The sequence below is a fragment of the Gemmatimonas sp. genome, from assembly GCF_031426495.1.
In the GTDB taxonomy this organism is placed as follows: domain Bacteria; phylum Gemmatimonadota; class Gemmatimonadetes; order Gemmatimonadales; family Gemmatimonadaceae; genus Gemmatimonas.
Window position 1 is genome coordinate 18,485 of record NZ_JANPLK010000003.1, and the last position, 22,638, is coordinate 41,122.

Consider the following 22,638-nt stretch of genomic DNA (forward strand, 5'->3'; position numbering starts at 1 on the left):
GGAACCTCGCTCAGCGGCGTTGAAATTCAGGAGCCCCGAGTGCGAGGCCAACGATCTGCGCAAATCCCGTGAGCGGCGGCAACGAGCCGATCGACTGTGTGAGTGTGCCGCCGCGTGCTGGTCGCACCGCTTCGCGACCAGCCGCCTGCTGCTGCTGTGCCACGGGCGCCCGTGCTGCTCGGCGTTCGCTGGCCGCCTGCCTGCGCGCGTTTGCCGTCTTCTCGTCACTGGCCATGCCACCCATCATTCCCGCATCGTCGTCGGCCACCACTAGCGAATCGTTGGCGCCGCCATGCTGCTGCAGGAACGGATTGGTGCCGGTCAGCAGCACCTGCCGCGTGTCGGAACTCGCCGCGCCGCCGAACAACCCCTTGATCACGCCGTCCACTTGGGCGTCGCGCGACGCGTTCGCCAGCTCCGCCGTCAGTGGCCACGCCGCCAGCGTGATACCCGGCACGCGACCGGACGCGGCCGCCAGTCCGAAGTTGATGCGATTGAGAATCGCGCCGGTGTTCATCCACGCGTCGCCCGTTTCAGGATAACCGTTGGGCGCTTGGTGGCCGAAAATCGGCTGGCCAAGTCGGCTCACCAACTGCGACGTGCGCGGTGTGGCATCGGGCTGCGCGTTCATTGCCCGCATCGTGCTGGCGACCAGCTCGAAGGGCGACTTCACTTTGGCGCGGTAGCTCGCCGACGCGAAGAACTCCGGGCTCGTCACGATCGTGCGCACGACGGCGCGAAGGTCGCCATTGGTGCGACGGAAGGTGGCGGTCGCGCGCTCCACCAATGCCGCCGGCGGCGTATCGCTCACGAACCGACGCGCCAGTTTCGTGGCGATGAACTTCGCGGTGCTCGGATGCGACGCCAGCAAGTCGAGCACGGCCTCACCCTCTTCCACGCCTTTGTTGGCGGCGAACGACTGGCCGAGGATCGTCTTCGCGCTCGCGTCGTGCACCTCCCCGCGAAATGCGAAGCCGCCACCCTGCGCGCCGCGGGCAATCGTCCAGCCCGTGAGCGCGCGCGCCACTTCGATCACGTCCTGCTGTGTGTAGCCGCCGTCCACGCCGAGCGTGTGCAGCTCCATCAATTCACGCGCGTAGTTCTCGTTCAGGCCGCGCCGACGTTGCACCACCTGTTGCAGCTGCGGGTTCTGCGCGATGCGCTGCTGCACCGCCGCCGCGCGACGGGCGGCCTGCCGCGCGTTCAACGAGCGCTGCGCGGGGCGCAACGTGGGGCGGCCGCTGTCGGCCACGCTCTGCCAGTTGTCGAGGTAATAGAGCATGGCGGGGCTCTTCGCCACCGCGCCCAACAGGTCGCGGAACGTGCCGAGTGCGTGGGGGCGAATCGTCTTGGCGTCGTACTCCGGGAGGAAATAGCGCGTGCGATCCTTCCCGGCGAACACGTTGAAGTGATTCTCCCAGAAATCGACCATCACTTCGTTGAGCTGACGCTCGCTGATCACCGCCCGTGCCACCCGGCTCGAGGCGAGCTCGCCCAGGAAGGCGTACGACTGGCGGCCCTGTTCACGCAGCGTGGCGGAATCGGCGGCGGTCATGGTGCCGCCGCGACGCTGCAGTTGGGCCAGGGCGGCGGCAGGTGGCGGCGCGTCCGCCAGCAACTGCTCCCCCGTCTTACCCAAGGTCGTGAAGCGCGCCACGAATTGCTCGGTGGCGGCGTCCGGAATGCGCTCGGGATACAGCTGTCGGTCGATCCAGGCGTCCACGCCCATGGCGCGGACCGTCTCCACGTCGCCCGGTCGGGCGCCAAAGGCAAGGCGGTTGAGCAGATGGTGCACCTGCTGATCGGCCGTTTGCTCGCGTGACGCACTTGGCGCGGCGCTGACAAGCGCGCCGGAGCCCGACGCGGCGGAGCCAGCGGCGGGCTGTGGCGCCGCGGTGGCGCAGCCTAGCGTGACCAGACACACGGCCAACACAGAGGGGAAAGACGAGCGGGAAGTCGACAAACGTGAACCCTCGACTGAAGTCCTCCGTTATGACGGCAGGATCGCGGCATCGTTAACCGCGCCGCCCTTTATCTTTCTTCGAATATGGCTCACGGCAACGCGCACGGCCGCTTCTCGCAACTCATCGACGCCGCGTTCGCCGCCGGCACGCTCACCGCAATCGCCACCGGCGGCGCTCTGCTCGGCCTCGGCTGGCGCGAGGGCGAAGCCGGGCGGGTCTTCCGGCTTGCCGGTCGCGGGCTACTCGAGCGCTTCGGTGTGGCGTCGTCGGCCGCGCCGCTGACCTCGGTCGCCCTCGGATATCTGCATCACCTGATCATCGCGACGGGCTGGGGCGTGCTCCTTGCATTGCTGGTGCTTCCGTTACGCGGCGTTACACGCATAACAGCCGCTTTTCTCGCCGCCGCGGGGTATGCTGCGCTGGCCCTCTGGGTGCTGCCGTCCACGTTACGAATCGGTTACGCGGTGACGGGAACGCCGGCGGGCGTGGTTGCCATTGGAGGTGCAGTTGCGGTTGCGCTGCTTGGCGCCGTCTGGGTGGCCAACGGCGAAGGATACGAGTAGCGCAGGATGAAGGTGGTGTTGCTCATCACAGGGTGGCCAGTCATTCCCGTGGACGGCGCACGTGCTCGACGAGTTGCCTTGTCAGGTCTACCCTTTGCACACAGGAGGCAGAATATGGACGTCCTCGTACGACTCGAGGCGCGTCCGACCGATTCGCCGGTAGTTGCGCACGTGAATTCGATTCCCGTGCTTCCCTTCGGCACTCGCTCGCGGCGCGAAGTAGTCACGCTGTACGGCGTCGCCGACGCGCAATCTCTGGCGCTGGCCCTCGCGGCCACCGTGGAGAGTGAACGATTGGAAGCACACACCGGAGTCGTGCGCCATCTAGGCGTATGGCCGGACCGCGGTGCGGTCGGTGATTCGGCGTGGCGGGATGGAACGACGGGTCGGTTGGTCACGCAGGATCTGGATATACCGTTGGTGACACTCGAGGCCCGTGCCTCCGAGCTGCTTGGCGCGTGTGGGTCGACGCTGCGTCGCGTCGCGGCTGGACTGGCCATGCCGGACTGGCCCGAAGGCACCGAGCGGGCCCTGAGCTTTTCGTTCGCGTCCACGAATACGGTCGCGTCCGGCGGAGCCGGGCAGTCGCTGGAAGATGATGCTGGCGTCGAAAGCTGGCTGGACTCCATCCGGCAAGCTGACGCCTTCACTTTCGAAGTCGAGGGAGACTGAGTTCACACTTACTTCGTCTGCGCACGACGACGGGCCGCGAACACCTCAGGTGATCGCGGCCCGTCTGTATTTCCGAGAAACGGGTTCAAGGGGCGTTCAAGGGGCGTTCAAGGGGTCAGCGCCGTTGAACGCCCCTTTCAACGACTCTGACCCCTTGAACCCGCTGACCCCCTGAAGGCTGACCCCTTGAACGCAGTCTCCTGCTGTTGCGTGCGCTCGCAGGCATGAGGCAGGGCTTTCCCTGACCTGGCCGTCCGGTTGAGCTCTCTTGCCACCCTCCCGCCCGCGACGCACGCTTGGTTTGGCGACCGACCAATCGTCGTGCCGCCCAAAGACCCTCGATTCGCGAGGGCCGCAGGATGTCCGGATTCGAGCAGGAGGGGACAATGCGGGAGTATGACAGCGCCGGCATCAGGAACATCGCCGTGGTGGGGCACGGCGGCAGTGGGAAAACCAGCCTCGTGGACGCCCTCTGCTTTGCCGCGGGATCGGGCAAGCGCCACGGCACCGTGCGTGACGGCACCGCACTCACCGACCATCTCCCTGAGGAAATCGAACGGGGGTATTCCATCGCTCTCGGTTGCGCCTACGCCGAATGGATGGACAGCAAGATCAACTTCATCGATACCCCGGGCTCCCTCGATTTTCAGGGGGACGCCCTCGCCGGCATCGCCGCAGCCGACGGCGCCCTGTGTGTCATCGGTGGCGCGAGTGGTGTGGAAGTCGGCACCGAGCGCGTCTTCCGCGCCGCCGTGGCAAGGCAGGATCCGGTGTTGTTCGTCGTGTCCATGATGGACAAGGAGCACGCCGACTTCGATCGGGTCTACACCCAGATCAAAGAGCGCCTCTCCTCGAAAGTCGTGCCGGTGGAAATCCCGATCGGTGCCGGCGCCAATTTTCGCGGCGTGATCAATCTGTTCACGCAGCGCGCGTACATGTACACCAGCGGCACCAAGGGCGAATTCGTGGAAGCCGATGTGCCGGCGGAATGCGCCGATCGCTTCGCACGTTATCGCCAGGAACTCATTGAGGCCATCAGCGCCACCGACGACGCGTTGCTCGAACGCTATCTCGATGGTGCGGAGATCGATCGCGACACCGCGTTGCACGGCATGAAGGACGCCATGGCGCGCCTCGACCTGTTCCCCCTCTTCTGCGCGTCGGCGGACAGCATGATCGGTGTCCGGGCGTTGCTCACGGAACTCGTGCAGCTCATGCCAAATGCGTACGAGATGGAGGAGATCCACGCGCTCACCGGCGCCGAGGGGCATCAGACCATCCGTCTCCATGCGAAGGACGACGGCCCGTTCGCCGCGCTGGTGTTCAAGACGCTGGCCGAGCCACACGTTGGCGATGTGAGCTACTTCCGGGTGCTCTCAGGTCGCGTGGCGAGCGGCCAAGAGGTCTACAACGCCACCCGCGATGTGGGCGAGAAGCTGGGACACCTCTCGATTCCCTGCGGACGTGAGCGCGTCGAAGTCGGCATGCTGCACGCTGGTGACATCGGCTGCGTGACCAAGCTGCGCAACACGCACACCAACGACACGCTCTCCACCCGCGAACATCCGATCCGGCTGGCCACGATCGAGTTCCCCGAGCCGGTGGTCCAGTTCGCGGCGCGCGCCGCCGTGCGCGGCGACGAGGAGAAGCTACAGCTTGGCCTGCACCGCCTGCACGACGAGGATCCGACGTTCAGTGTGCATTACAATCCCGAGACGCACGAAACGATCGTCGGCGGCATGGGCGAGCGGCATCTCGATGTGTCGATGGCCGTGCTGCGACGCAAATTCGGCGTGCAGGCCGACCTGTCGAAGCCGCGCATCGCGTTTCGCGAAACGCTCTCCGCGAAGGCTGAAGGCCAAGGGCGACACAAGAAGCAAACAGGTGGCCGCGGACAGTTCGGCGATTGCTGGGTGCGACTGAGTCCGATGCCGCGTGGCGAAGGCTATCTCTTCGACGATGCCATCGTGGGCGGCGTGATTCCGTCCAAGTACATCCCGGCGGTCGACCGCGGTGTGCAGGAGGCCGCCGCGCGAGGCGTGCTGGGTGGCTTCCCGCTCGTGGACTTCCGCGCCGAGCTGTACGACGGCTCCACCCACTCGGTGGATTCGAACGAAATGGCGTTCAAAATGGCGGGGATTCTCGCCTTCAAGTCGGTCGCGCCGAAGTGTCGACCGGTGCTGCTCGAGCCGCTCGATCTCCTCGAGATCACGGTACCCGACCGCTTCCTCGGCGATGTGCTCGGCGATCTCTCCGGCCGCCGTGGCCACATTCTCGGCACCGACTCCACCGGCGACCGCCGTGTCGTGCGCGCGGTCGTGCCGCAATCGGAGCTGCATCTCTACGCCACGCAACTGTTCTCACTCACGCACGGCCACGGACAGTTCGTGCGGCGCTTCAATGGCTACGAGCAGGTGCCGAATGAGGCGACGCAGAAGATTGTCGCGGAGTATGCGAAGGAGCGCGAAGCGATCGAGGCCTGAAATTGGTAGTGGTGGTGTGTAGGGGCACTGGGCGATGAAGTCGTCACCCAGTGCCCACTGCGGCATCACACCTTGTGGTACGAAATCCGCGCCGCTTCCCGTCGATCCGCGCCCTCGTAAATCTCGAAATCGCTGAAGAACGCCGGCGCTTCCTGCGTGAGCACGCGGAGCGCCATCACCGCCAACCGGCGGATCTCGAGCTCGGCGCCTTCGCTCGAACGCAGCTCCAGCATCGTGCGCCAGGCACGCGCGTTGGCGGTGACCACGATCTTCGTTTCCGTGCTGTTCGGCAGCACGCCGCGCGCCGCTTCACGCGCCATTTTGCGGCGGTGCACCTTGTCGTCCACCCAGGCGTACCGCGTCATCAGCGACTCGACCAGTGAGATGTAGCTCTCCACGGCGCTCGTGACCTGCGCACGCCACGCCTGCTCGAGTGGTTCGTCGCCGATCATCGCCGGCGGCATCACGAACTGCGCGTCGCTTTCATCGACGTAGCGCTGCGACAGCTGTGAATAGGCGAAGCCAGCACGGTGGCGCACCAACTCGTGCGTGAGCGACCGGCTCACGCCCTCAAAGAGGATCGAGTAGCTCGCATGTTCGAGCACGCTGCCGTGCCCCTGCTTCTTGATGTTCTCGAGGTAATCCCGCGTGGTCCGGCCGGCCGGATTCCGCTGGCTCATGTAGCAGAGGCGGCCGGCGAACTCGGCGAGCCGCTCGCCATCGGTGGATTCACCGATCCACTGCACGGGCAGATGGCTGGCCTCGACGAACTGGGGACGAGCGAGCACGGTGATCGTGGGCTCGCGGAGAATCGCGGCGTCAGAGAGCGGCATAACGGAGAAATCGGGTGAATGAGGCGCTGGCGGCAGAGCGGTAATGTCGTAATATCGCCAATATCGTCAGCGGCGATACGCCGCCCCGCACGATCCTCCAAGCCGTCCCTTATGCCCGAACGCACGTCTGGCCGCACGCTGCAGGAAGAGATTCAGCAATCTCGACCCTTCCGCTCCCGGTCGCAGGAGGCGACGATCGCCCTCATGCGGACCGCGTCGGTCGTCAGCCGACGGTTTGCGCGGGTGGTCGAGCCGCATGGCCTCAGCCTCGCCCAGTACAATGTGCTCCGCATCCTGCGCGGTGCCGGCGATGCAGGGCTCCCCACGTTGGCGATTCGGGACCGCATGATCGACGAAGGGTCGACCGTGACCCGCCTGCTCGACAAGCTGGAGAAGGCGTCGCTCGTCACGAGGGATCGCTCCCGTCCTGACCGCCGTCAGGTGCTCTGCACGATCACGGAGCAGGGCGAGGCGCTGCTGGCCTTGCTCGATCCCCAAATCGACGCCGCTGATCTCACCGCGATGGCCATGCTGACGCCGGAACAACTCGACGCCCTGCTGTCAATTCTCGCTACAATTCGCGCGGAAATGCCCGAGTAGAGTCTACACCATAACGCCATCATGGCGCGACTTACGCGCCATCTGTACGTTCGATCAGAAGAACTGCACCCACGAACGATGCTTCGACCGAGAGGGAACGGCCTGCGAGCTCAAGGCCTTCTCGATCGCGCACGCGGAGTATCTCAGCCCCGCGTTGCCGCGAAGGCGGGTGCCGGCGCCATTCACATTCCGGGACATGACGGCGCCGTAGAGATCCATGTTCCCCTCGCCCCAGAATTCGTCGCGGACAAGAATAAGTCCGACGAACGTGAAGTTGCCGCGAATGTTCAGGCGACCGTCCACGATCAGAAGACCCTGACCCCGGCCGCTCGTCAAATCGAGATTGCCGGCCGAGTAGATAATGGGGAAGTAGTTCTGGCATCCGACCACGGCACCGCCCGCACGGCTGGGCTCTCCCCAATTGCCCATGCCGTAGGTGCACGTCGAAAAACTGCCGACCGGCGACGGATTCACGTTGCCGGATATCCGGATATTGGCCCGCGCGACCATCGAGGCCCAGCTCTCTGTGCCAAAGAGGGTCAGGGCGTTGGCGTCGCTCAAGCCGACATCGACGTTCGTGCCGCCTACCGCCTGCGTTGACGGCTTCTGAATCGCGAGCAAAGTGCCAGGCTTGTAGCTGATCGCAAACGTATCGCTGGCGCTCGCGCAGCCGGACCATCCGGGCGGCGTCGTGTTGCGACCCGTGACATTGGGAGAGCCTTGCACATCCACGTTCCCGAGCGCGGTCAACACGCTCCCCGGCCTCAGCGATGGGCTCGCCATGCGCACCAACATCGACACCTGACGCTGCGATTCGAGTTGTCCGTTGCCGACGCTCGAGCGCCCAAGTGAACTGATGACGAACGTCGCCGCGTTGAGTCGCATCACCGCGACCTTCGCCGTGTCACCAATGGTGACGACGACGTTGCTCGAGTCGATGCCGCCGACGGGGAGCGCATTCCGCGCGGCCGTCCAGTTGGCCAGCTGGCCATTCAAGCCGTACTCGGCGATCGTCAGCGCCCGCTGCTGCGAGAGCATGTTCCGCCCCGCCTTGAACTCATGCATCGTCCCCATGACCGCGCTGAGTGACAGCACCGCGAGCAGCACCATGGCGATGATCACGAACATGAGGGCACTGCCGCGGCGCGCGCGAACGACACGCCGTGGAGGATACGAAACAGTCATCGTCGTCATCGGCGGTTCCGGAGGGCGATGCTTACAAGGAGTGAATCGGAAACAGCAGTGGAGCTCGTTCCGACAACGCCCGAACTGCGTTCACCGGAGGCGCGCGCCACGACATCGATACGGGCAATGCGGTGACTCGACGCGATCGCCGTCACGGCAACGCCGACGCTGTCATACATCGCGAGACCAAGACCGCCGGTGCCCGCCGCACTCGCCGCCTGAAACGGTCCGGCAACCGGAACCACCGCCGTCCATGCGCCTCCGGCGTACTCCGAGCGGCCCAGATACCACGCCCCCGATGTCTGTGTGGCCAGTGCGTATCGCGTGGTGCGCAACAGCCGCAGCGGCGCTCCCGCCACGACAGAGTCGGGCAGGTTCGGCGTTACGCCAAGCCGTAGGCGCGACTTCCCGGCATCGAGCGCGGCATCCACGTACGGAGAGGGGGCGCAGGTCGTCGTGCTACTCGACACGCTGGTGATCCGGTGCGCCGACCAGTATTCACCGGCGACCCCGGATGAATCGTTGCGCAACACCACCACCGTATCACCAATCGACGGATCGCTCGCGAAGTTGGACAGCTGCATCCGTGTGGTCGTCGTCGGCACGAGATCCAGCTGGGTGCGCGACGGCGTCGCGCAGACCACCGACGCGCCAAGCACGGCACGGAACGTGATCGACATGCGATCGAAGGCGATGATGTCGCTGGCCGCTGACGACACGCCGCGCAGTTCGGTGGACATCATGTTCACCGCCGTCCGCAGTTCGCGACGCACGTCCATTTGCTGCGTCGTGCGCTGGAAGAAGCGCTGTTGGCCCACCATCACGGCCGTCACCATGGTGCCGAGCAGCCCCAGGATCGTCATCGTGATCAGTAGTTCGATGAGCGTGAATCCGCGTCGGCGCGGGCGAGTTGGATGCATCATCGGCAGGGCACGATCGTCGTATAGGTCAAGGGCTTCGTCTGTCGCGGAATCGTCACCGTGACCACCACCACCGCCGTGTTCACGCCTTGCGTGACGACCCACGACTCCTGAATGCCGCGTGTGGTGCGGCTGGCTGACGCCACGCCCGGCTGCGACAGATTGGTGCATGACAGGCTGGCGAGCGAATCCAGACGCGACTGCGCCACGGCCGCCGCGATCGACTGACGACGGCCGCCGCCCATCTGCTTCGCCACGGCGTTCGACGTCGACAGTAGCCCGCCGATCGCCACCATGAGCAGCACGAACGCGATGAGCACCTCGATGATCGACGAGCCGCGCCGCTTACGCGAGATGCGCTTACGCGAGATGCGCTTACGCGAGACGTGCTTCCTCACAGTCGGCACCCGCGTCGCAATACCACGCCGGCGCCACTCACGCAGACGGTGTCGGCATAGGAGCCGAGCGTGATCCTATACTTCGCAATCGTCGCGCTCACCGGGGTCACCAGACCGCGCGCATCAAAGGCAATCGAGGTCGGCGCCGCGCCAATCGCGGTGATGGTCGTGCCGAAGGTCGAACTGAAGAGGAGCGGTCGGATCACCTGAGTCACCGTATTCGTCAAACCGCTCAACACGGTCACGCCAACGGTGTTACCGCTCAGTGTGAGTGTGGAACGCTTGCCTTTCTGCATGGCGACGGCGCGCGCGGTGGCAAACGTCGACTCCAGCGTCTCGTGGCTCGCGCGTAGCGCCGTCCGGGCCTTCAGCTCGGTGATCTTCGGCACGGTGATCACGAACAAGGTCCCCATGATCGCGACGACCATGAGGACTTCGGCGAGCGTGAACCCGCGATGATGAGCAGACGATGATGTATGAAGCACAGGTAAAGACAAGTGTCGGCAGGAGACGACCAGAACCGTACTCTCGTTTCGTCCCAATGTTTGCCGTTTTACCAGGGGCCTTTGGCCGACTTCCGCCCTCATTGCCCGTAACGAGTCGTACTATCACAATCCGGGTGCTGGAAAGGAGATCCATCCCGCATTCCGTCTCAATGCTGGCCGGGACTAGCCTTCCAATCCGTCCAATCGGAAGCGATTCCAGCTTCGGGTCCGCTCGATGTCGTCGAGCGCCGCACGCGCGACGGCGGGAAGAGGCGGCGCCTCCGGATCGTGCCGTAACACGGTGATCGCCTGGTCGCCCTCGCGCGCGATCTTGCATCCCGGGTTCAGTACACCGGACGGATCCGCCGCGTCCTTCACGTGCGCGAACGCCGCCCGCGCCTCGAGCCCCCAGACGCGGTCCATCAGCGGCGCCCGCAAGCGACCGTCGCCGTGCTCGCCAGACAGGGTGCCACCGAGCACCGCCGTGAGTTCGCAGACGCGATCGAGAATGCCGTGCACGCGATCCCGCCATCCGCTGCGCGTCACGTCCACTAGCGGATTCACATGGGCGTGGGCATCACCGGCGTGACCGAAGATCACGCCAGGCATCTCGAAATGATCGAGCGCCCGGCGCACGCCGCGCACATAGTCGGGGAACCGATCGAGCGGCACGCAGCCGTCTTCGATGAACTGCATCGATCGCAGTCGCGGCGCGAGCCGTGAGAGAATCGGACTCGCCGCGTGACGCAGCGCCCACAACCGATGCTCATTGGCGGCATCGACCGCCGTATGCACCTCACTCGCACCATGTCGTGTGGCGCGCGCGCCCAGATGCGTCATCGCCTGCAACGCCTCCCCCGCCGACTCCCCTTCAACTTCCATGAGCAGCACGGCCTCGGCGTGCGACGGAATCCCCGTCGGGCCATCAGAAGCGGCCACGTCGAGAAAGGTGCGATCGAGGAGCTCGCAGGCGGTCGCACCATCACTGCGGGCCTCGACGGCGCAGGCGGTGGCCGCCTCCAACGAGTCGAAGATCGCCAGAATCGTCGCCGTTGCCCCCGCCACCGGAATGAGCGAGAGCTCCACTTCGGTGAAGAGCGCGAGCGTGCCCTCGCTGCCGACCAGCAGATCCACCAGATGCCCATCGGCGCGCAACGTATCGGCGATGGCGTACCCCGACGACTCCTTACGAACGCCGACGTGCGTCAGTGCATACGCCGGGATCTCGCTGCCGAGTTGCGCGCTGATCTGCGACAACGCATCGGAGATGCGCCGCACGGCGGGTACGCCGATCGGCCACGGCGCACCGCGTCGCACCCACACATCGGTGCCGTCATCGAACACGCATCGCACGCCATGCACCCACGGCCGGGTGGCGCCGAACTTGAGCGTGCGCGCTCCCGCCGCGTTGGCGCCCACCATACCGCCGATCGTGCAGAACGCCCCGCTCGACGGATCCACCGGAAAGCGCAGCCCTTCGCGGCGCGCCGCATCATCGATCTCGCCCCGCGTCGCTCCGGCGCCCACACGGATCAGGCGACCGTCCACGTCGACCGGGCCTACCTGCCGCAGGCGGCTCAGGTCGACGATCACGCCAGGACCCACCGCGCCGGCGGCCATACCGCTCCCCGAACCGCGCGGCATCAGCGCGATGCCCTCACGTTTGCTCCAGCGCACCAGCGCAGGCACGTCGTCGGCGTCGGCAGGAACGGCCACACCCGCCGGTATGCACCGCGCGATTCCGGCACCCTCGGCGTACATGGCCCGGGCGAGCAGGTCGGTGCGGAATACACCACGGAAGTCGGGAGGAGACTCGATCACCCTTGGAACCTCGTGTCCCCACGACCGCCGCGGCAAGGCCCTTTCGGGCCCGGACTGTTCATTCTATTACCCCTCCGTCCAGACTTGGTGACGCACGGCTGTGCCGCGCATCGTATCTTGCACGACATGACCCTGCCGATCGCTGTCTCTGCCGCCCTGTCCCAGCGCGATGCCGCCCGCTTCTGCGAGGCCATCCTGCCGGCAGTGTCGCGCACGTTTGCGCTCGGCATCAAAGTCCTGCCGGGTGCGCTCGGTCAGGCGGTGCTCGATGCGTATCTGTTGTGCCGCATTGCCGATACCGTCGAAGACGCGCCGGCGGTCGATCCGCAGGTGAAGGCGGCGCTATTCGACGACTTCCTCGCGGCGTTCAACGATGCCGCGGCGCTCGAGCGGTTTCTGCAGGGTGTAAAGCCGCTCGTGGGCGACGAAGCGCATCTGTCGCTTACGCTCAACGCCGACCTCGTGTTTGCGCACTTCTCGGGGCTGCCGCCAAAAACGCGCGGCGTGGTGCAGAAGTGGGTCGGCGAGATGACGATCGGCATGCGCAAGTTCGTGCTGCTCTATCCCGACGGCATCCGCATTCAGACCGTCGAGGAGTACAAGGAGTACTGCTACTACGTGGCGGGCACGGTAGGCTACATGCTCACCGACCTGTGGCACGAACACTCGTCGAGCATCGGCACCAAACGCTACGCCATTCTGCGCGAGCGCTGCCGCGCCTTCGCCGAGGCGCTGCAAACCGTGAATATCCTGAAGGACGTTGCGGTCGATGCCGAGAAGGAGAATTCCGTGTACGTGCCCGAGGAGCTGCTGCGTGCGCACGGCAGCTCGCAGAGCAGTATTCTGGCGCCCGAACTCCTCGCGAAGAACCGGGAAGCGCTGACCCAGCTGATTCAGTTGGCCTGGCACGACCTCGAAGAAGCGCGCATGTACCTCCTGCTCATCCCGCGCCGCGCCATTTCGATTCGCCTGTTCTGCATTCTGCCGCTGCTGCTGGCCTACGCCACGTTGCGTGATCTCGTGCAGAGTACGGCCATGCTCAAGCCGGGTGGGTCGGTCAAGATCTCGCGTCGCGAAGTGAAGTCGTTGCTGATGACCGGCTCGATGCTCGTCATGAGCAACATGGGCGTGCGCTGGCTGGTCGAGCGGGTGCGCCGACGCGCGTTCGTGCTGGAGCTGGTTACCGCGCCGTAATCTGCGTCACGACCTTCTGTAGCAGGTTCGGCGGCTCCTTCATGCGATCCTGCTCCAACTCGTCGAGGAGCTGTTCGATGCGCAAATGCATGCGGTCGACGGCATTGCGGTAGGCGCGACGCAGCGCGCGCCAGCCCAGGAATCCGCCGCCCCCTACGAAGGCGGTAAGCCCGGCGAGAATCCCGGTGCCGGCGCCGGTGCTGACCAGAAAGAGCACCGGTACCGCGATGATGGCGTACAGCATGCCGAGGGCGATGACCAGCGCCACGGCCTGATTGCGCTGCATGCGGCGCATGCCGGCGATATCGGCATCGAGGCGGACCACGCTTCGCACGCCGTCGATCGCCGTGACACTGGCCGTCACTTGATCCACCCGAACGAGATCGAAGCGTCGACCGCCCACGCCGAATGAGCGGAGAAAGTTACCGAACGGATCACGACGCGGCTCCCAGCTCTGCCGGTCACCGATGCGACGACGCGTAGAGAGCGACTCCATGCGCGGCATCCACGAATCGAGACGGCGCAAGATGTCGTCGGGCGTGCCGGGCACCGTACGCTGTGCGCCCAGCGACGCCGGTCCAAGACTATCGAGCAATGGTCCCGACTCGGTTTCCGACATGGGCAAGCGCGCCCGTTCCTCGGCGATCGCCTGACGCACGTGCGCCAGATCGAGCCCGACCTCCTTGGCGATGTCGAGCAGGCGCTCCTCCGACACACTTTCCACGCCCTCGGAAGTGGTCGTCTGCAGTTCGCTGGCGCGGGCCAGCACGCGCTCGAGCGCGGTGCGCGGGATATCAGCCATGGATTGGTGACGGGTGAAGCGCGGTCGTCGGCACTAGATGCCGCTCAAGATGATGTCGATCTGCCGCTGAAGTGCCTCGCGAATAGCCGGCGGCAGGGCGAAGCCGTAGTCGAAGAGTGCGTTGTACGCCGTCATACCTGAACTACGAATATTGGCCTGTTCCACGTAATAGCGCACATAGCCGTCGCGCAGCTCCGGCGCGATAGCGGCCAGCAGCATCGCGCCGGCCTGTACCTGTCCCATCGACACATAGCGGTCGGCCGTGCCGGCGCGTTGTTCCGCCGGTGTCGTGTTGTCGGTGACCACCGTGCCCACCAGTGAGCCGGTGATCTCGTGCGCGAGCACGTACAACACTTGCACCGCATCGTCACTGCGCGCGGGGAAGGGGACGGCCACCATCGTCTGCCGGTTCGGGCCGCTGGCGGTGCGCCCTTCGCCGCCGATCGGCAGTGACAACAGCAAATCCCCCTGCCGTTGCGACGTGTTGTTCAGAAAGCGCTCGAACTTCGTGCGATAGACCTGCTGCCACAAACTGTCCACCGACGTGATCACCGCCGCCCGCGTCCGGATCACGCGCGAGTGTTCGGCGTTGAAGAATCGGTCCTGTTCATCGAGCACACCGGCCAGGAACAGCCGGAGCCACTCGCGATCGGCCGCGGTCGGAAACATCGACGCGATGAGCGCCACACGCGCCTGCGTTTCTCGATCGGGAGCACGACGCGGATCGCCCTCGAACTGCAGGAACCGTTCGATCGCATACTTCATGGCGTCCCAGTTCGAGAACTCGAACGGGAGAAATTGCGCCTGCAGATACCCGCCGGTCAGTGGCAATCGTTTCGCGAGTGTCGCGCGATTGGCGTCGAGGCTCGTGAGCACATTGCGCTGGTTCTTCACCACGACCAGTGAATCGCGGTACCCGTTGCGATACAGCCGTACGCGCGACGTGTCTTCACTGATCAACGCGAACGCATGCAGCCACAGGTCGATGTGTTCGGCCGTGCGCACGGGCCAGCGCAGCGCTGGCTGCGACGACGGCTGCACCGACGGCGATGCACTGGACGGGGGCGTGCCGATCGGACGGGCCGGTGTTCCCACCGGTATCGCCGACGCGCACGAGGCGCACAGGCCAACCGTCGATGCGGCGAACAGCGTGTGGCGAACGAACGACCGGACAGACAAAACGTGAGGCATACACGAGTATACACCTCACGTCATCGACAGGATTCAGCGGGTCACGCGGAACTAGCTGGCTTTACGGATTGGGAGCACGATATCCGGCAGATCGGCGCTGCGACCGCATGTCACGCAGAAGCGCCAGTTGACGTCGAGCTCGGTGCTGCACGCAGGACACTGCCGCTTGGTCAGGTCCATGCCGCAATGCGGGCAGAACGTCAGGCGCCGGTTCTCCGGCAGACGGTTTCCACAGAAGCGACAGCCGCAGGGTTTTGTCTCCGGCTTGGTCTCACCCGACCGGTCGCTGATATCGGTCGCGGGCGGGGTTGCCATCCGCTCCGTACCGACCGAAGCGGCCTGCTGGGCCAAGGTGAGGGAGGTCGTCGCCCACGCGCGCACCAACGACATCGACGGAGACGGTGAAGCGAGCGCCTGCGTACACGCCGCCTGCAGTCCCGACTCGGTCTGGAGATAGCCGCGCTCGCCGGCGATGAGGCGGAGTACCGTTCGCTCAAAAGCGTCGGCGCCACCGTCAGCCATTTCACGGCGCGCCTCCCGGAAGGGCAGGAGCCGTTCCTCGAGATCAGTCAGCGTGAAGCCCTGCGTCAGGAGATGCGGGTACTGCGTTCGGACCGTGCGCGAGAGACGGAAGGCGAGGCGATCGAGATCGTCCAGCGAACGCGACACGACGCTCACTTCCCTTCGGTTGCCATACGCTTATCCACGTCGTTTCCCATCCGCTCACGCGTCTCGCCACCGATGCGATCTACGACTCGCTCGGCGACGTTCTTTTCGTTCTCTTGCGCGTCCTTCCAGCCGTAGCCGTAGCCGATGGCGACGCCGATCGCGAGGATGAATAGATACTTGAACATGAGCATCCGGAGTTGGACCGGCACTCGTGCGCCGGAGTCCTTACGTCATCCGACGCGCAGTCTTGGCCCCGGGTAACGCGGGGGCGGCCGCAAAGGCGTCCGGCTCCGGAAAAGGTGACAGCGGGGCCCGCTTGGTGTTAGCCCGGACCGGCTGCGCGGCCCACCACTCCTCGAACGACGAGACCACCAGGCCATCCGAGCGATCCTGCACCGCCGCGGCCCGGGTCGCGAGGTGATTGGCATACTCATTCTGCGGGTGACCGGCATGCCCCTTCACCCAGGCCCACTGGGTCTCGTGCATGGCCACGGCTTCGACCGCCGCCTGCCACAGCTCCACGTTCTCCACGGGCCCCTGCGCCCGCTTCCAGCCCCGCGCCATCCAGCCCCGCACCCACGACGTCATCCCGTCCACGATGTAGCGGGAGTCGGTCGTGAACAGGACCGAGAGTGCGTTTCCCTTCCGCGACATCGCCTCATAGCTGTCGATCACCGAGCGCAAGGCCATCCGGTTGTTGGTCGTATCCGGCTCCGACGCCCACAGATCAAAGCGCTGAACGGTGCCGTCGGCTTTTCGGAATTCGATCAACGCGCCGAGTCCGCCGGGCGTGTCGCCACTCTTCCCGTTGCCGAGACACGACTCATCGGCAAAGACCGCGACCAACGGATACTTCGCGCTCACTTCACGATCTCCATGCCGTCCAGTTCATCGAGGAAGATCTCCAGCAGGCTACCCGTACTCGGATGACGAGCGACGATCAGCTCACGCCCGTTGTGCAGGCGGAGTCGCTCGGGGATCACGAGGAACTCGGTACCGCGGCGGTAGAGCTGCAGCCGCGTGCCATCGGTGATGGCGCGCTCGAGGCGGTCGTACTGGAGAACGGAGAGATGCATAGTTCGCTGCAAGGTAGCGAGAGGGGCTATGGGCTGTGGGCGATGCGCTATGGGCGAAAACGAGTCGTCAGCCCACAGTCCACAGCCCAAACCCCCTACCGACCCCACCCCGCGCAGACCGCTTCCAGTATGTCCGCAGCCCGCTCGAGGTCGGCAATCTCCACCCACTCGGTGGCCGAGTGCGCACGAGCGATGTCGCCGGGCCCGAAGCACAGCGCGGGGATCCCCGCCTCGGCGAACAAGGCGGCATCGGTCCAGCACGACAAACCGGCTATGGTCGGCTCGACTCCGCCCGCGATACACGCGGCGCGCATCGACGCGATCAACGGGGCATCGAGCGCGAGATCAAGCGGGGGCTGTGCACACACCAGTGACACATCGGCCTGAAAGCCCGGCCGCGAGGCCGCCAGTTCATCGCACCGAGCGCGAACATCGGCCAGCGCCTGCTCCGCGCTTTCACCGGGAAGCGTGCGGCGTTCGATGTGCAGCGTGCAGCGCTCGGCGTACGTCGACCACCCGGTGCCGCCCACGATCGACGAGGCGTGCAATGAGGCGCGGCCGAGCAGGGGATGCACGCGGGTGGTGAGCACGTCGTGTTCGTAGCGATCGAGCGCGGCCAGCAGCAGCCCGGCGTGACGGTTCGCATCGACGCCCACGTCATATCGACTACCGTGCGCCGCGTGCCCGTGCAGCACCACCTCGATCCACGCGAATCCCTTGTGTGCCGGCGCGATCGCCAGGCGCGTGGGCTCGGTGATGATCGCACCGGTAGCGCGAAGTCCCTGCGCCAACAGCGCGCGGGTGCCGATCGATTCGTACTCTTCGTCGCACACGGCCGTGATGACGATCTCGCTGGCCAGCGACCCTCGCGCCGCCGCGCGGGCGGCCGCCACGCACATCGCCGCGATACCACCTTTCATGTCGGTGGAGCCGCGCCCGAACATGTGGCCGTCCCGCACCTCGGGCGCGAAAGGCGCATGCGACATGCTGTCGACCCCGACGACGTCGAGATGGCCGTTCAACACGAGCGGTGTGCGTCCGGTGGGGCCGATGCGGGCGATCACGTTGGCGCGGCCGGGCGCAATCTCCTGCAGCGACACCGCGAAGCCCCACGCATTCAACACGGCCGCCAGATGCGTCGCGCACGCCAGCTCACCCGGCCCATCAGGCACGAGCGACGGATTGCGCGAATCGATCGCGACCAGCGATGCGGTCAGCGCGACGGGATCGAGCGGATATCGGTACGTCACGAGGTACAGTCTAGGCGTCGGGCGAGAGCCGCGACACCTCTACGCCAGTGGTGGCGATGCGCCACGGCAGGATCTCACCGAATGGCGAGACGGCCTCGACGACGCGGGCCGCGTCGGCCGCCGTACTGATGATCATGACGCATCCACCGCCGCTGGCCCCAAGCGCCTTGAGTCCCTGCGCTCCGGCCGCGCGGGCGGCGTGCTCGAGTGCGTCGATCCGTGCGGTGGTGATCCGCGGATGCAGCGCCCGCTGATGTACCCAGTGCTCGTCAACGAGCGCGCCGAGCGTGGTCACATCGGCGGCGTGCAGCGCACTGCGCATGCCGCGGGCCAGTACGGCCATGCGGTCGAGCGCCTCTACGACTCGCGGCGTGCGATCGCGGTACGCATCGAGCACGGCCGTGATCGTTTCGCCGGAGATGCGCGATTCACCGGTATACACGAGCGTGAGGCGCGCCTCGAGCGCGGCCCGACCGACCGCGGAGAGCGGAATCTGCTCCACCTCGACCGCGTCGCCGGCAGTGGCGGTGCCGAACGTCAGGCCCAGCGCGCCACCGAACGCCGCGGCGTAGTGATCCTGACGGCCGCCGGCGATGCCGAGCTCTTCAACCTCGAGCGCGCGACTCCACTCCGCGATGGTCGCCGGGGTGAACTCGCGGTCCTGCGCGGCCGCAAGGGCGGCGGCGAGGGCGACGCCGGCGGCGGACGATCCGCCAAGCCCTGCCCCGATGGGGAAGTCGCTCTGTATCGCGACGTGCCCCACATATCCGGCGCGCCGCGCCGCGGCCGCCACCAGCGGCACGCGATCCGGTTCGGCGACGCCCGGGCGCAGCGCGATCCGGACTCGGCGCTCGATGGCAAGGTTACAAACAAAGCCGCCTCGCTCTCCGGGATAGGGTGGGACATCTGTCCACCCTCCTCCGAAGTCGAGGCGACTCGGTGCCGACGCGACGAACACGTCGACCTACTTCTTCTTTGCTGGCGCCTTCTTGGCAGGAGCCTTGGCCGCTGGCTTGGCTGGAGCCTTGCCCGGAGCCTTGGCTGGGGCCTTCGCCGGAGCCGCTGCCTTGGCCGGTGCTTTCGCTGGGGCCTTGGCCGGTGATTTTGCCGGTGCCTTGGCGGGAGCCTTGGCCGGCGCGGCCACCTTGGCCGGCGCCTTGGCCGCCGGAGCGGCGGTCTTCGTGGCTACAGGAGCCTTGGCCGCCGGCGTGGGCTTCGCGGCCGGTGCCTTGGCGGCGGGCTTTGCCTCGACCTTGGGTTCCGCTTTCACTTCGACCGGGGCTTCGACCACTTCGACTTTCGGAGCGGGCGGCTTCGGTGCCGGCTTCGGGGGAAGCGGCGCGAAAGTGACCTTGTCGGACGGCTTCTGGGGCTCGATCCGCATCGCGGCTCGCGCCTCGAGGGCCGCTTCAGCCGCCGCGGCAGGCGCGGTGACGGCCTTCGGCAACTGCCCGAGCGGGACCGGCTTCGGCGGTGGAGCCTTTGGCCCCGGAATCGGCAGCGACCCGTGCTTGGCGATGTAGGCGGCTTCGGCCTGCTGAATCAACACCTCGGCCTCTTCCTGTCCCATCTGGCCGCGGCGGACCATGTAGTTGATCAGGTCACGCGCGCTCTCGATCGCGAAGGGGCTGAACCCAGCCGCCGCGCCGATCACCTCGCGCATGGCACCGGCCATCTTGCTGCCGGCCTCCAGGCTGATCTCGTGCGCCCGCTGCGCCATCTCGGCCGCAGTGTCGCGTGCGTCTGCAGCCCGATGCCCAGGGCCGCGGCGCGGAGCCGGACTGGCAGGAGGTGCGTCACCTTCGGTGATCGTGTCGTCGTCAGCCTGCGGCAAATCGGCCATGGGTCGAACGGACTCCTTCCGCCAGCAATGGAGGTAGAGGTGGTCGCCCGACTTTTCTACGGAGGAGGTGCTGCTCAGGCCTCAATAGTATGGTCCACGTCCACCAGAACTGGGGTAACTATATGATTTTCAGTCATCTATGCAAGGTATACGGACGTGATTCGCGAGGGGAACCGCATATTATACGGTGGTGGAGCCATCGCGGTCGACAGCTTCATTCGGTGTCCGCAGATCAAAAGCACGGTACGTCTCGCGCCTTCAATAGATCATCATAAAAACATCATGAAGACATTACCGCTTCAAGGGGTCAGAGTCGTTGATCTTTCGCGGGTGCTGGCCGGACCGCACTGCAGCATGGTATTGGGCGACCTCGGCGCTGATGTCATCAAGGTCGAGCGCCCTCGATCGGGCGATGACACCCGCGGTTGGGGGCCGCCGTTCGCTCCCGATGGCGAGTCGGCGTACTTCCTGAGCACCAATCGCAACAAACTGTCACTCGCCGCTGACTTCCGATCCCCCGCCGACGTGCAGTTGCTGCATACGCTCATTGCTGACGCCGATATCGTCATCGAAAACTTTCTTCCTGGCGTATTGGCTCGGTATGGGCTTGATGCTGATGGATTACTGGCGCGAAATTCGAAATTGCTGTGGTGCACCATTTCCGGCTTTGGGCCGGAGAGCGCGCGACCCGGCTACGATTTCGTCGTGCAGGCCGAAAGTGGCTGGATGGCCATTACCGGGGAGCCTGATGGTGCGCCGATGAAGACCGGCGTGGCGTTGGTCGATCTCGTCACGGGCAAAGACGCCGCGATCGCCGTGCTCGGCGCGTTCTCGGGTCGCGATCGCCTCGTCACCGCGGCGGATCGCCGGATCGATGTCACGCTGCAGGCGTCGGCCCTGGCGGCCCTGGCGAACGTCGCGCAGAACACGATCGTCTCCGGACGCGATGCCCGCCGCTGGGGCAACGCCCACGCCAATCTGGTGCCGTACCAACTGTTCGCCGCCGCCGACCGTCCGTTCGTGCTGGCCGTGGGGGCCGATCCGCAATGGCCACCCGCAGCCCGTGCGCTCGGGCTCGATGATTTGGCCAGTGACCCGGAGCTCGCCACGAACGCCGGTCGGGTGGCGCACCGCGACCGCGTCGTGGCGGCAATTGCCGCGCAGGCTGGGCAACGTCCGGCCGCTGAATGGATCGACGCCCTCGATTGGGTCGGCGTGCCCTGTGGCGTCGTTCGCGGCGTCCAGGATGCGCTGCAGCAGGCGGTGGAACGCGGCGACGCATCGCCGCGCACCGGTCTCGCACCGCAGGGGAATGGTCGCGTTCGCTACGAGCCGCCGCATCTCGATGCGCATGGCGCGCTGATCCGAAATCACCACTGGAGTGCATTCCATCACGTGCCGATACTCCCTGCACGGCCTGCGTGACCTCCTCCGCGGCGATTCGTCCTTCCAACGAGACGATCAGCGACGTTCTTCGCGCTTCGTTTGCTGGAAGGGGTGTCAATACCGTTCATACGGCGTTATCCTAGCGCCGTGACCATGACGGAAGAAGAACCCACTCCCGCAGACGTCGATTCGGACCAGGACGTCATCTCCCGCATTCTCGCGGGAGAACGCGATGCCTTCGCGATGCTGATCGGTCGATACAGCGATCCGCTGTATCGGCATGCTTTGGGTATGACGGGAAGTCCCGACGTAGCCGAAGACATTCTCCAGACATCCTTCATCAAGGCCTATCACCATCTCGGTGAAGTCCGTGGTCGATTCGATGCCTGGCTTTTTCGGATCGTTGCGAACGGGTGCAAGGATTGGCTGAAGAATATTCGGCGCACGCACCTGAGCTACGACGAAGACGACCAGCCCTCCACCTACGCGAGTCCCGATGAGGACCTCGACCGCACGGAACTGCGGCAGGACCTCGACTCAGCCCTCGCGCAGTTGGCCCCGTCTCTTCGGGAAGCCTTCATCATGAAGCATGTTGAAGGGCGCTCCTACGAAGAAATGGCGGATCTCTTGGGTACAACTGTTGGAGCACTGAAGATGCGCGTGCATCGGGCACGAGAAGCCCTTCAGACCTTGCTCGAGGAGAAATACGACTGATGCTCGACCGACATGAAGCGCACGACGACCAGAACCTCGGTCAGAATTTGCCGCAACGCGACGCCGCGCCGGTTGTTGATCGTCCCGTGGCAGATCGCGAAGTGCCGCTTCCCGGTATGGCAGCGGCCGAAGGACCAGCGCTGGTGATCCACCAGTGGCTCGACGGCGAGACCAGCGAAGCTGAGGCGCGTCGCGCCGATGCCAAGCAGGTGGACCTTTGGAAGATGATTTCGACGGAAACCGAACAGCGTCGTCGCATGACCACGCCGGCCTACATTGCCGCGAACATCATGGCCGCGATTCCCGAAGCACGCACCGAAACCAAACTGGCGACCGCTACAGCCGCGGCGACCGGTGCAATGGTCGAGCCCAAGTCATCCAACATGATGCTGATGGTCGTTGGCGTCGCCATGCTGGCACTGGGCGTGGTGATCGGTCAGTCGATCGGGAAGATGTTCTAAGCTCGGTGCGATGTTTCTAAACTGCTAACTCCCTAGTTAGCAGGATGGGGGACATCAGGGGGCAGGAAGCAGGCCGCTCGACGCGGTTCACTGCTTCCTGCCCCCGTTCCCCTCCTCCCTGCTTACTA

Annotated in this window: 24 protein-coding genes; 8 read left to right on the top strand and 16 right to left on the bottom strand. The window is 65.6% G+C overall.

Features of this window, described 5'->3' with window-relative positions; translation table 11 throughout:
• Positions 1–10 precede the first annotated feature (10 nt).
• Positions 11–1,933 carry a DUF1800 domain-containing protein gene (locus tag RMP10_RS01835; protein WP_310568781.1) on the bottom strand — a complete coding sequence of 641 codons (1,923 nt, stop codon included), beginning with the start codon at positions 1,931–1,933 and terminating at the stop codon, positions 11–13.
• 114 nt (positions 1,934–2,047) lie between these two features.
• On the opposite strand from RMP10_RS01835, the gene RMP10_RS01840 reads away from it, so the two are divergent.
• The 3 genes from RMP10_RS01840 (at position 2,048) to RMP10_RS01850 (ending at position 5,682) form a co-directional block, all read left to right on the top strand.
• Positions 2,048–2,527 (top strand): hypothetical protein, encoded by a 480-nt coding sequence (locus RMP10_RS01840; protein ID WP_310568782.1) that lies wholly within the window; start codon positions 2,048–2,050, stop codon positions 2,525–2,527.
• Positions 2,528–2,641: 114 nt separating this feature from the next.
• On the top strand, positions 2,642–3,199 hold the full coding sequence (locus RMP10_RS01845) for a hypothetical protein (RefSeq protein ID WP_310568783.1): 558 nt from the start codon (positions 2,642–2,644) through the stop codon (positions 3,197–3,199).
• Positions 3,200–3,558: 359 nt separating this feature from the next.
• Positions 3,559–5,682, top strand: coding sequence for an elongation factor G (locus RMP10_RS01850; RefSeq protein WP_310568784.1), 2,124 nt, complete (start codon positions 3,559–3,561; stop codon positions 5,680–5,682).
• Between the two features lie 65 nt (positions 5,683–5,747).
• On the opposite strand, the gene thyX is transcribed toward RMP10_RS01850, so the two are convergent.
• On the bottom strand, positions 5,748–6,515 hold the full coding sequence (gene thyX / locus RMP10_RS01855) for an FAD-dependent thymidylate synthase (RefSeq protein ID WP_309670560.1): 768 nt from the start codon (positions 6,513–6,515) through the stop codon (positions 5,748–5,750).
• Between the two features lie 111 nt (positions 6,516–6,626).
• On the opposite strand from thyX, the gene RMP10_RS01860 reads away from it, so the two are divergent.
• Entirely contained in the window at positions 6,627–7,115 is a 489-nt protein-coding gene (locus RMP10_RS01860) for a MarR family transcriptional regulator (protein ID WP_310568785.1), read from the top strand.
• 54 nt (positions 7,116–7,169) lie between these two features.
• On the opposite strand, the gene RMP10_RS01865 is transcribed toward RMP10_RS01860, so the two are convergent.
• The 5 genes from RMP10_RS01865 to RMP10_RS01885 all read right to left on the bottom strand — a co-directional run bounded on the left by RMP10_RS01865 (position 7,170) and on the right by RMP10_RS01885 (position 11,924).
• Entirely contained in the window at positions 7,170–8,309 is a 1,140-nt protein-coding gene (locus RMP10_RS01865) for a hypothetical protein (RefSeq protein ID WP_310568786.1), read from the bottom strand.
• Entirely contained in the window at positions 8,306–9,223 is a 918-nt protein-coding gene (locus RMP10_RS01870) for a type II secretion system protein (RefSeq protein ID WP_310568787.1), read from the bottom strand. Before RMP10_RS01870 ends, RMP10_RS01865 begins: the two co-directional genes overlap by 4 nt.
• Positions 9,220–9,618 carry a prepilin-type N-terminal cleavage/methylation domain-containing protein gene (locus RMP10_RS01875; protein ID WP_310568788.1) on the bottom strand — a complete coding sequence of 133 codons (399 nt, stop codon included), beginning with the start codon at positions 9,616–9,618 and terminating at the stop codon, positions 9,220–9,222. The genes RMP10_RS01870 and RMP10_RS01875 overlap by 4 nt, the downstream gene beginning before the upstream one ends.
• Entirely contained in the window at positions 9,615–10,103 is a 489-nt protein-coding gene (locus tag RMP10_RS01880) for a GspH/FimT family pseudopilin (protein WP_310568789.1), read from the bottom strand. Before RMP10_RS01880 ends, RMP10_RS01875 begins: the two co-directional genes overlap by 4 nt.
• 183 nt (positions 10,104–10,286) lie before the next feature.
• On the bottom strand, positions 10,287–11,924 hold the full coding sequence (locus tag RMP10_RS01885) for an FAD-binding oxidoreductase (protein ID WP_310568790.1): 1,638 nt from the start codon (positions 11,922–11,924) through the stop codon (positions 10,287–10,289).
• A 126-nt stretch (positions 11,925–12,050) separates the two neighbouring features.
• On the opposite strand from RMP10_RS01885, the gene RMP10_RS01890 reads away from it, so the two are divergent.
• Positions 12,051–13,118 carry a phytoene/squalene synthase family protein gene (locus RMP10_RS01890; RefSeq protein ID WP_310568791.1) on the top strand — a complete coding sequence of 356 codons (1,068 nt, stop codon included), beginning with the start codon at positions 12,051–12,053 and terminating at the stop codon, positions 13,116–13,118.
• Here RMP10_RS01890 and RMP10_RS01895 read toward each other — a convergent pair.
• From RMP10_RS01895 to RMP10_RS01935, 9 genes are all read right to left on the bottom strand, one after another.
• Positions 13,105–13,920, bottom strand: coding sequence for a hypothetical protein (locus tag RMP10_RS01895; RefSeq protein ID WP_310568792.1), 816 nt, complete (start codon positions 13,918–13,920; stop codon positions 13,105–13,107). The genes RMP10_RS01890 and RMP10_RS01895 overlap by 14 nt on opposite strands.
• Before the next feature lie 33 nt (positions 13,921–13,953).
• Complete coding sequence (locus RMP10_RS01900) at positions 13,954–15,111, bottom strand: hypothetical protein (RefSeq protein WP_310568793.1); 1,158 nt, start codon at positions 15,109–15,111, stop codon at positions 13,954–13,956.
• Positions 15,112–15,162: 51 nt separating this feature from the next.
• Positions 15,163–15,780, bottom strand: coding sequence for a zinc ribbon domain-containing protein (locus RMP10_RS01905; RefSeq protein WP_310568794.1), 618 nt, complete (start codon positions 15,778–15,780; stop codon positions 15,163–15,165).
• Between the two features lie 5 nt (positions 15,781–15,785).
• Complete coding sequence (locus RMP10_RS01910; protein WP_309670549.1) at positions 15,786–15,971, bottom strand: hypothetical protein; 186 nt, start codon at positions 15,969–15,971, stop codon at positions 15,786–15,788.
• A gap of 34 nt (positions 15,972–16,005) precedes the next feature.
• Positions 16,006–16,644, bottom strand: coding sequence for a ribonuclease H (locus RMP10_RS01915; protein ID WP_310568795.1), 639 nt, complete (start codon positions 16,642–16,644; stop codon positions 16,006–16,008).
• Positions 16,641–16,856: a hypothetical protein gene (locus RMP10_RS01920; RefSeq protein WP_310568796.1), complete on the bottom strand. Its 216-nt coding sequence runs from the start codon at positions 16,854–16,856 to the stop codon at positions 16,641–16,643. The genes RMP10_RS01915 and RMP10_RS01920 overlap by 4 nt, the downstream gene beginning before the upstream one ends.
• A gap of 95 nt (positions 16,857–16,951) precedes the next feature.
• Positions 16,952–18,106 carry an ArgE/DapE family deacylase gene (locus RMP10_RS01925; protein WP_310568797.1) on the bottom strand — a complete coding sequence of 385 codons (1,155 nt, stop codon included), beginning with the start codon at positions 18,104–18,106 and terminating at the stop codon, positions 16,952–16,954.
• A gap of 10 nt (positions 18,107–18,116) precedes the next feature.
• A complete protein-coding gene (locus RMP10_RS01930) occupies positions 18,117–19,064 on the bottom strand; it encodes a hypothetical protein (RefSeq protein WP_310568798.1) in 948 nt (315 codons plus the stop codon).
• A 6-nt stretch (positions 19,065–19,070) separates the two neighbouring features.
• Positions 19,071–19,949, bottom strand: coding sequence for a hypothetical protein (locus RMP10_RS01935; RefSeq protein ID WP_310568799.1), 879 nt, complete (start codon positions 19,947–19,949; stop codon positions 19,071–19,073).
• A 282-nt stretch (positions 19,950–20,231) separates the two neighbouring features.
• Between RMP10_RS01935 and RMP10_RS01940 the strand changes: the two genes are divergently transcribed.
• From RMP10_RS01940 to RMP10_RS01950, 3 genes are all read left to right on the top strand, one after another.
• Positions 20,232–21,374 carry a CoA transferase gene (locus RMP10_RS01940; RefSeq protein ID WP_310568800.1) on the top strand — a complete coding sequence of 381 codons (1,143 nt, stop codon included), beginning with the start codon at positions 20,232–20,234 and terminating at the stop codon, positions 21,372–21,374.
• A 114-nt stretch (positions 21,375–21,488) separates the two neighbouring features.
• The gene (locus RMP10_RS01945; RefSeq protein ID WP_309670562.1) at positions 21,489–22,049 is read left to right on the top strand and encodes a sigma-70 family RNA polymerase sigma factor; all 561 of its coding nucleotides are present in this window, start codon (positions 21,489–21,491) and stop codon (positions 22,047–22,049) included.
• Complete coding sequence (locus RMP10_RS01950; protein ID WP_310568801.1) at positions 22,049–22,510, top strand: hypothetical protein; 462 nt, start codon at positions 22,049–22,051, stop codon at positions 22,508–22,510. The genes RMP10_RS01945 and RMP10_RS01950 overlap by 1 nt, the downstream gene beginning before the upstream one ends.
• Positions 22,511–22,638 lie beyond the last annotated feature (128 nt).

Coding starts and splice junctions, on each gene's coding strand:
- RMP10_RS01840 (WP_310568782.1), top strand. CDS start 2,048: ATGGCTCACGGCAACGCGCACGGCCGCTTCTCGCAACTCATCGACGCC.
- RMP10_RS01845 (WP_310568783.1), top strand. CDS start 2,642: ATGGACGTCCTCGTACGACTCGAGGCGCGTCCGACCGATTCGCCGGTA.
- RMP10_RS01850 (WP_310568784.1), top strand. CDS start 3,559: ATGTCCGGATTCGAGCAGGAGGGGACAATGCGGGAGTATGACAGCGCC.
- thyX (WP_309670560.1), bottom strand. CDS start 6,515: ATGCCGCTCTCTGACGCCGCGATTCTCCGCGAGCCCACGATCACCGTG.
- RMP10_RS01860 (WP_310568785.1), top strand. CDS start 6,627: ATGCCCGAACGCACGTCTGGCCGCACGCTGCAGGAAGAGATTCAGCAA.
- RMP10_RS01865 (WP_310568786.1), bottom strand. CDS start 8,309: ATGACGACGATGACTGTTTCGTATCCTCCACGGCGTGTCGTTCGCGCG.
- RMP10_RS01870 (WP_310568787.1), bottom strand. CDS start 9,223: ATGATGCATCCAACTCGCCCGCGCCGACGCGGATTCACGCTCATCGAA.
- RMP10_RS01890 (WP_310568791.1), top strand. CDS start 12,051: ATGACCCTGCCGATCGCTGTCTCTGCCGCCCTGTCCCAGCGCGATGCC.
- RMP10_RS01895 (WP_310568792.1), bottom strand. CDS start 13,920: ATGGCTGATATCCCGCGCACCGCGCTCGAGCGCGTGCTGGCCCGCGCC.
- RMP10_RS01900 (WP_310568793.1), bottom strand. CDS start 15,111: ATGCCTCACGTTTTGTCTGTCCGGTCGTTCGTTCGCCACACGCTGTTC.
- RMP10_RS01910 (WP_309670549.1), bottom strand. CDS start 15,971: ATGCTCATGTTCAAGTATCTATTCATCCTCGCGATCGGCGTCGCCATC.
- RMP10_RS01920 (WP_310568796.1), bottom strand. CDS start 16,856: ATGCATCTCTCCGTTCTCCAGTACGACCGCCTCGAGCGCGCCATCACC.
- RMP10_RS01935 (WP_310568799.1), bottom strand. CDS start 19,949: ATGGCCGATTTGCCGCAGGCTGACGACGACACGATCACCGAAGGTGAC.
- RMP10_RS01940 (WP_310568800.1), top strand. CDS start 20,232: ATGAAGACATTACCGCTTCAAGGGGTCAGAGTCGTTGATCTTTCGCGG.
- RMP10_RS01945 (WP_309670562.1), top strand. CDS start 21,489: ATGACGGAAGAAGAACCCACTCCCGCAGACGTCGATTCGGACCAGGAC.
- RMP10_RS01950 (WP_310568801.1), top strand. CDS start 22,049: ATGCTCGACCGACATGAAGCGCACGACGACCAGAACCTCGGTCAGAAT.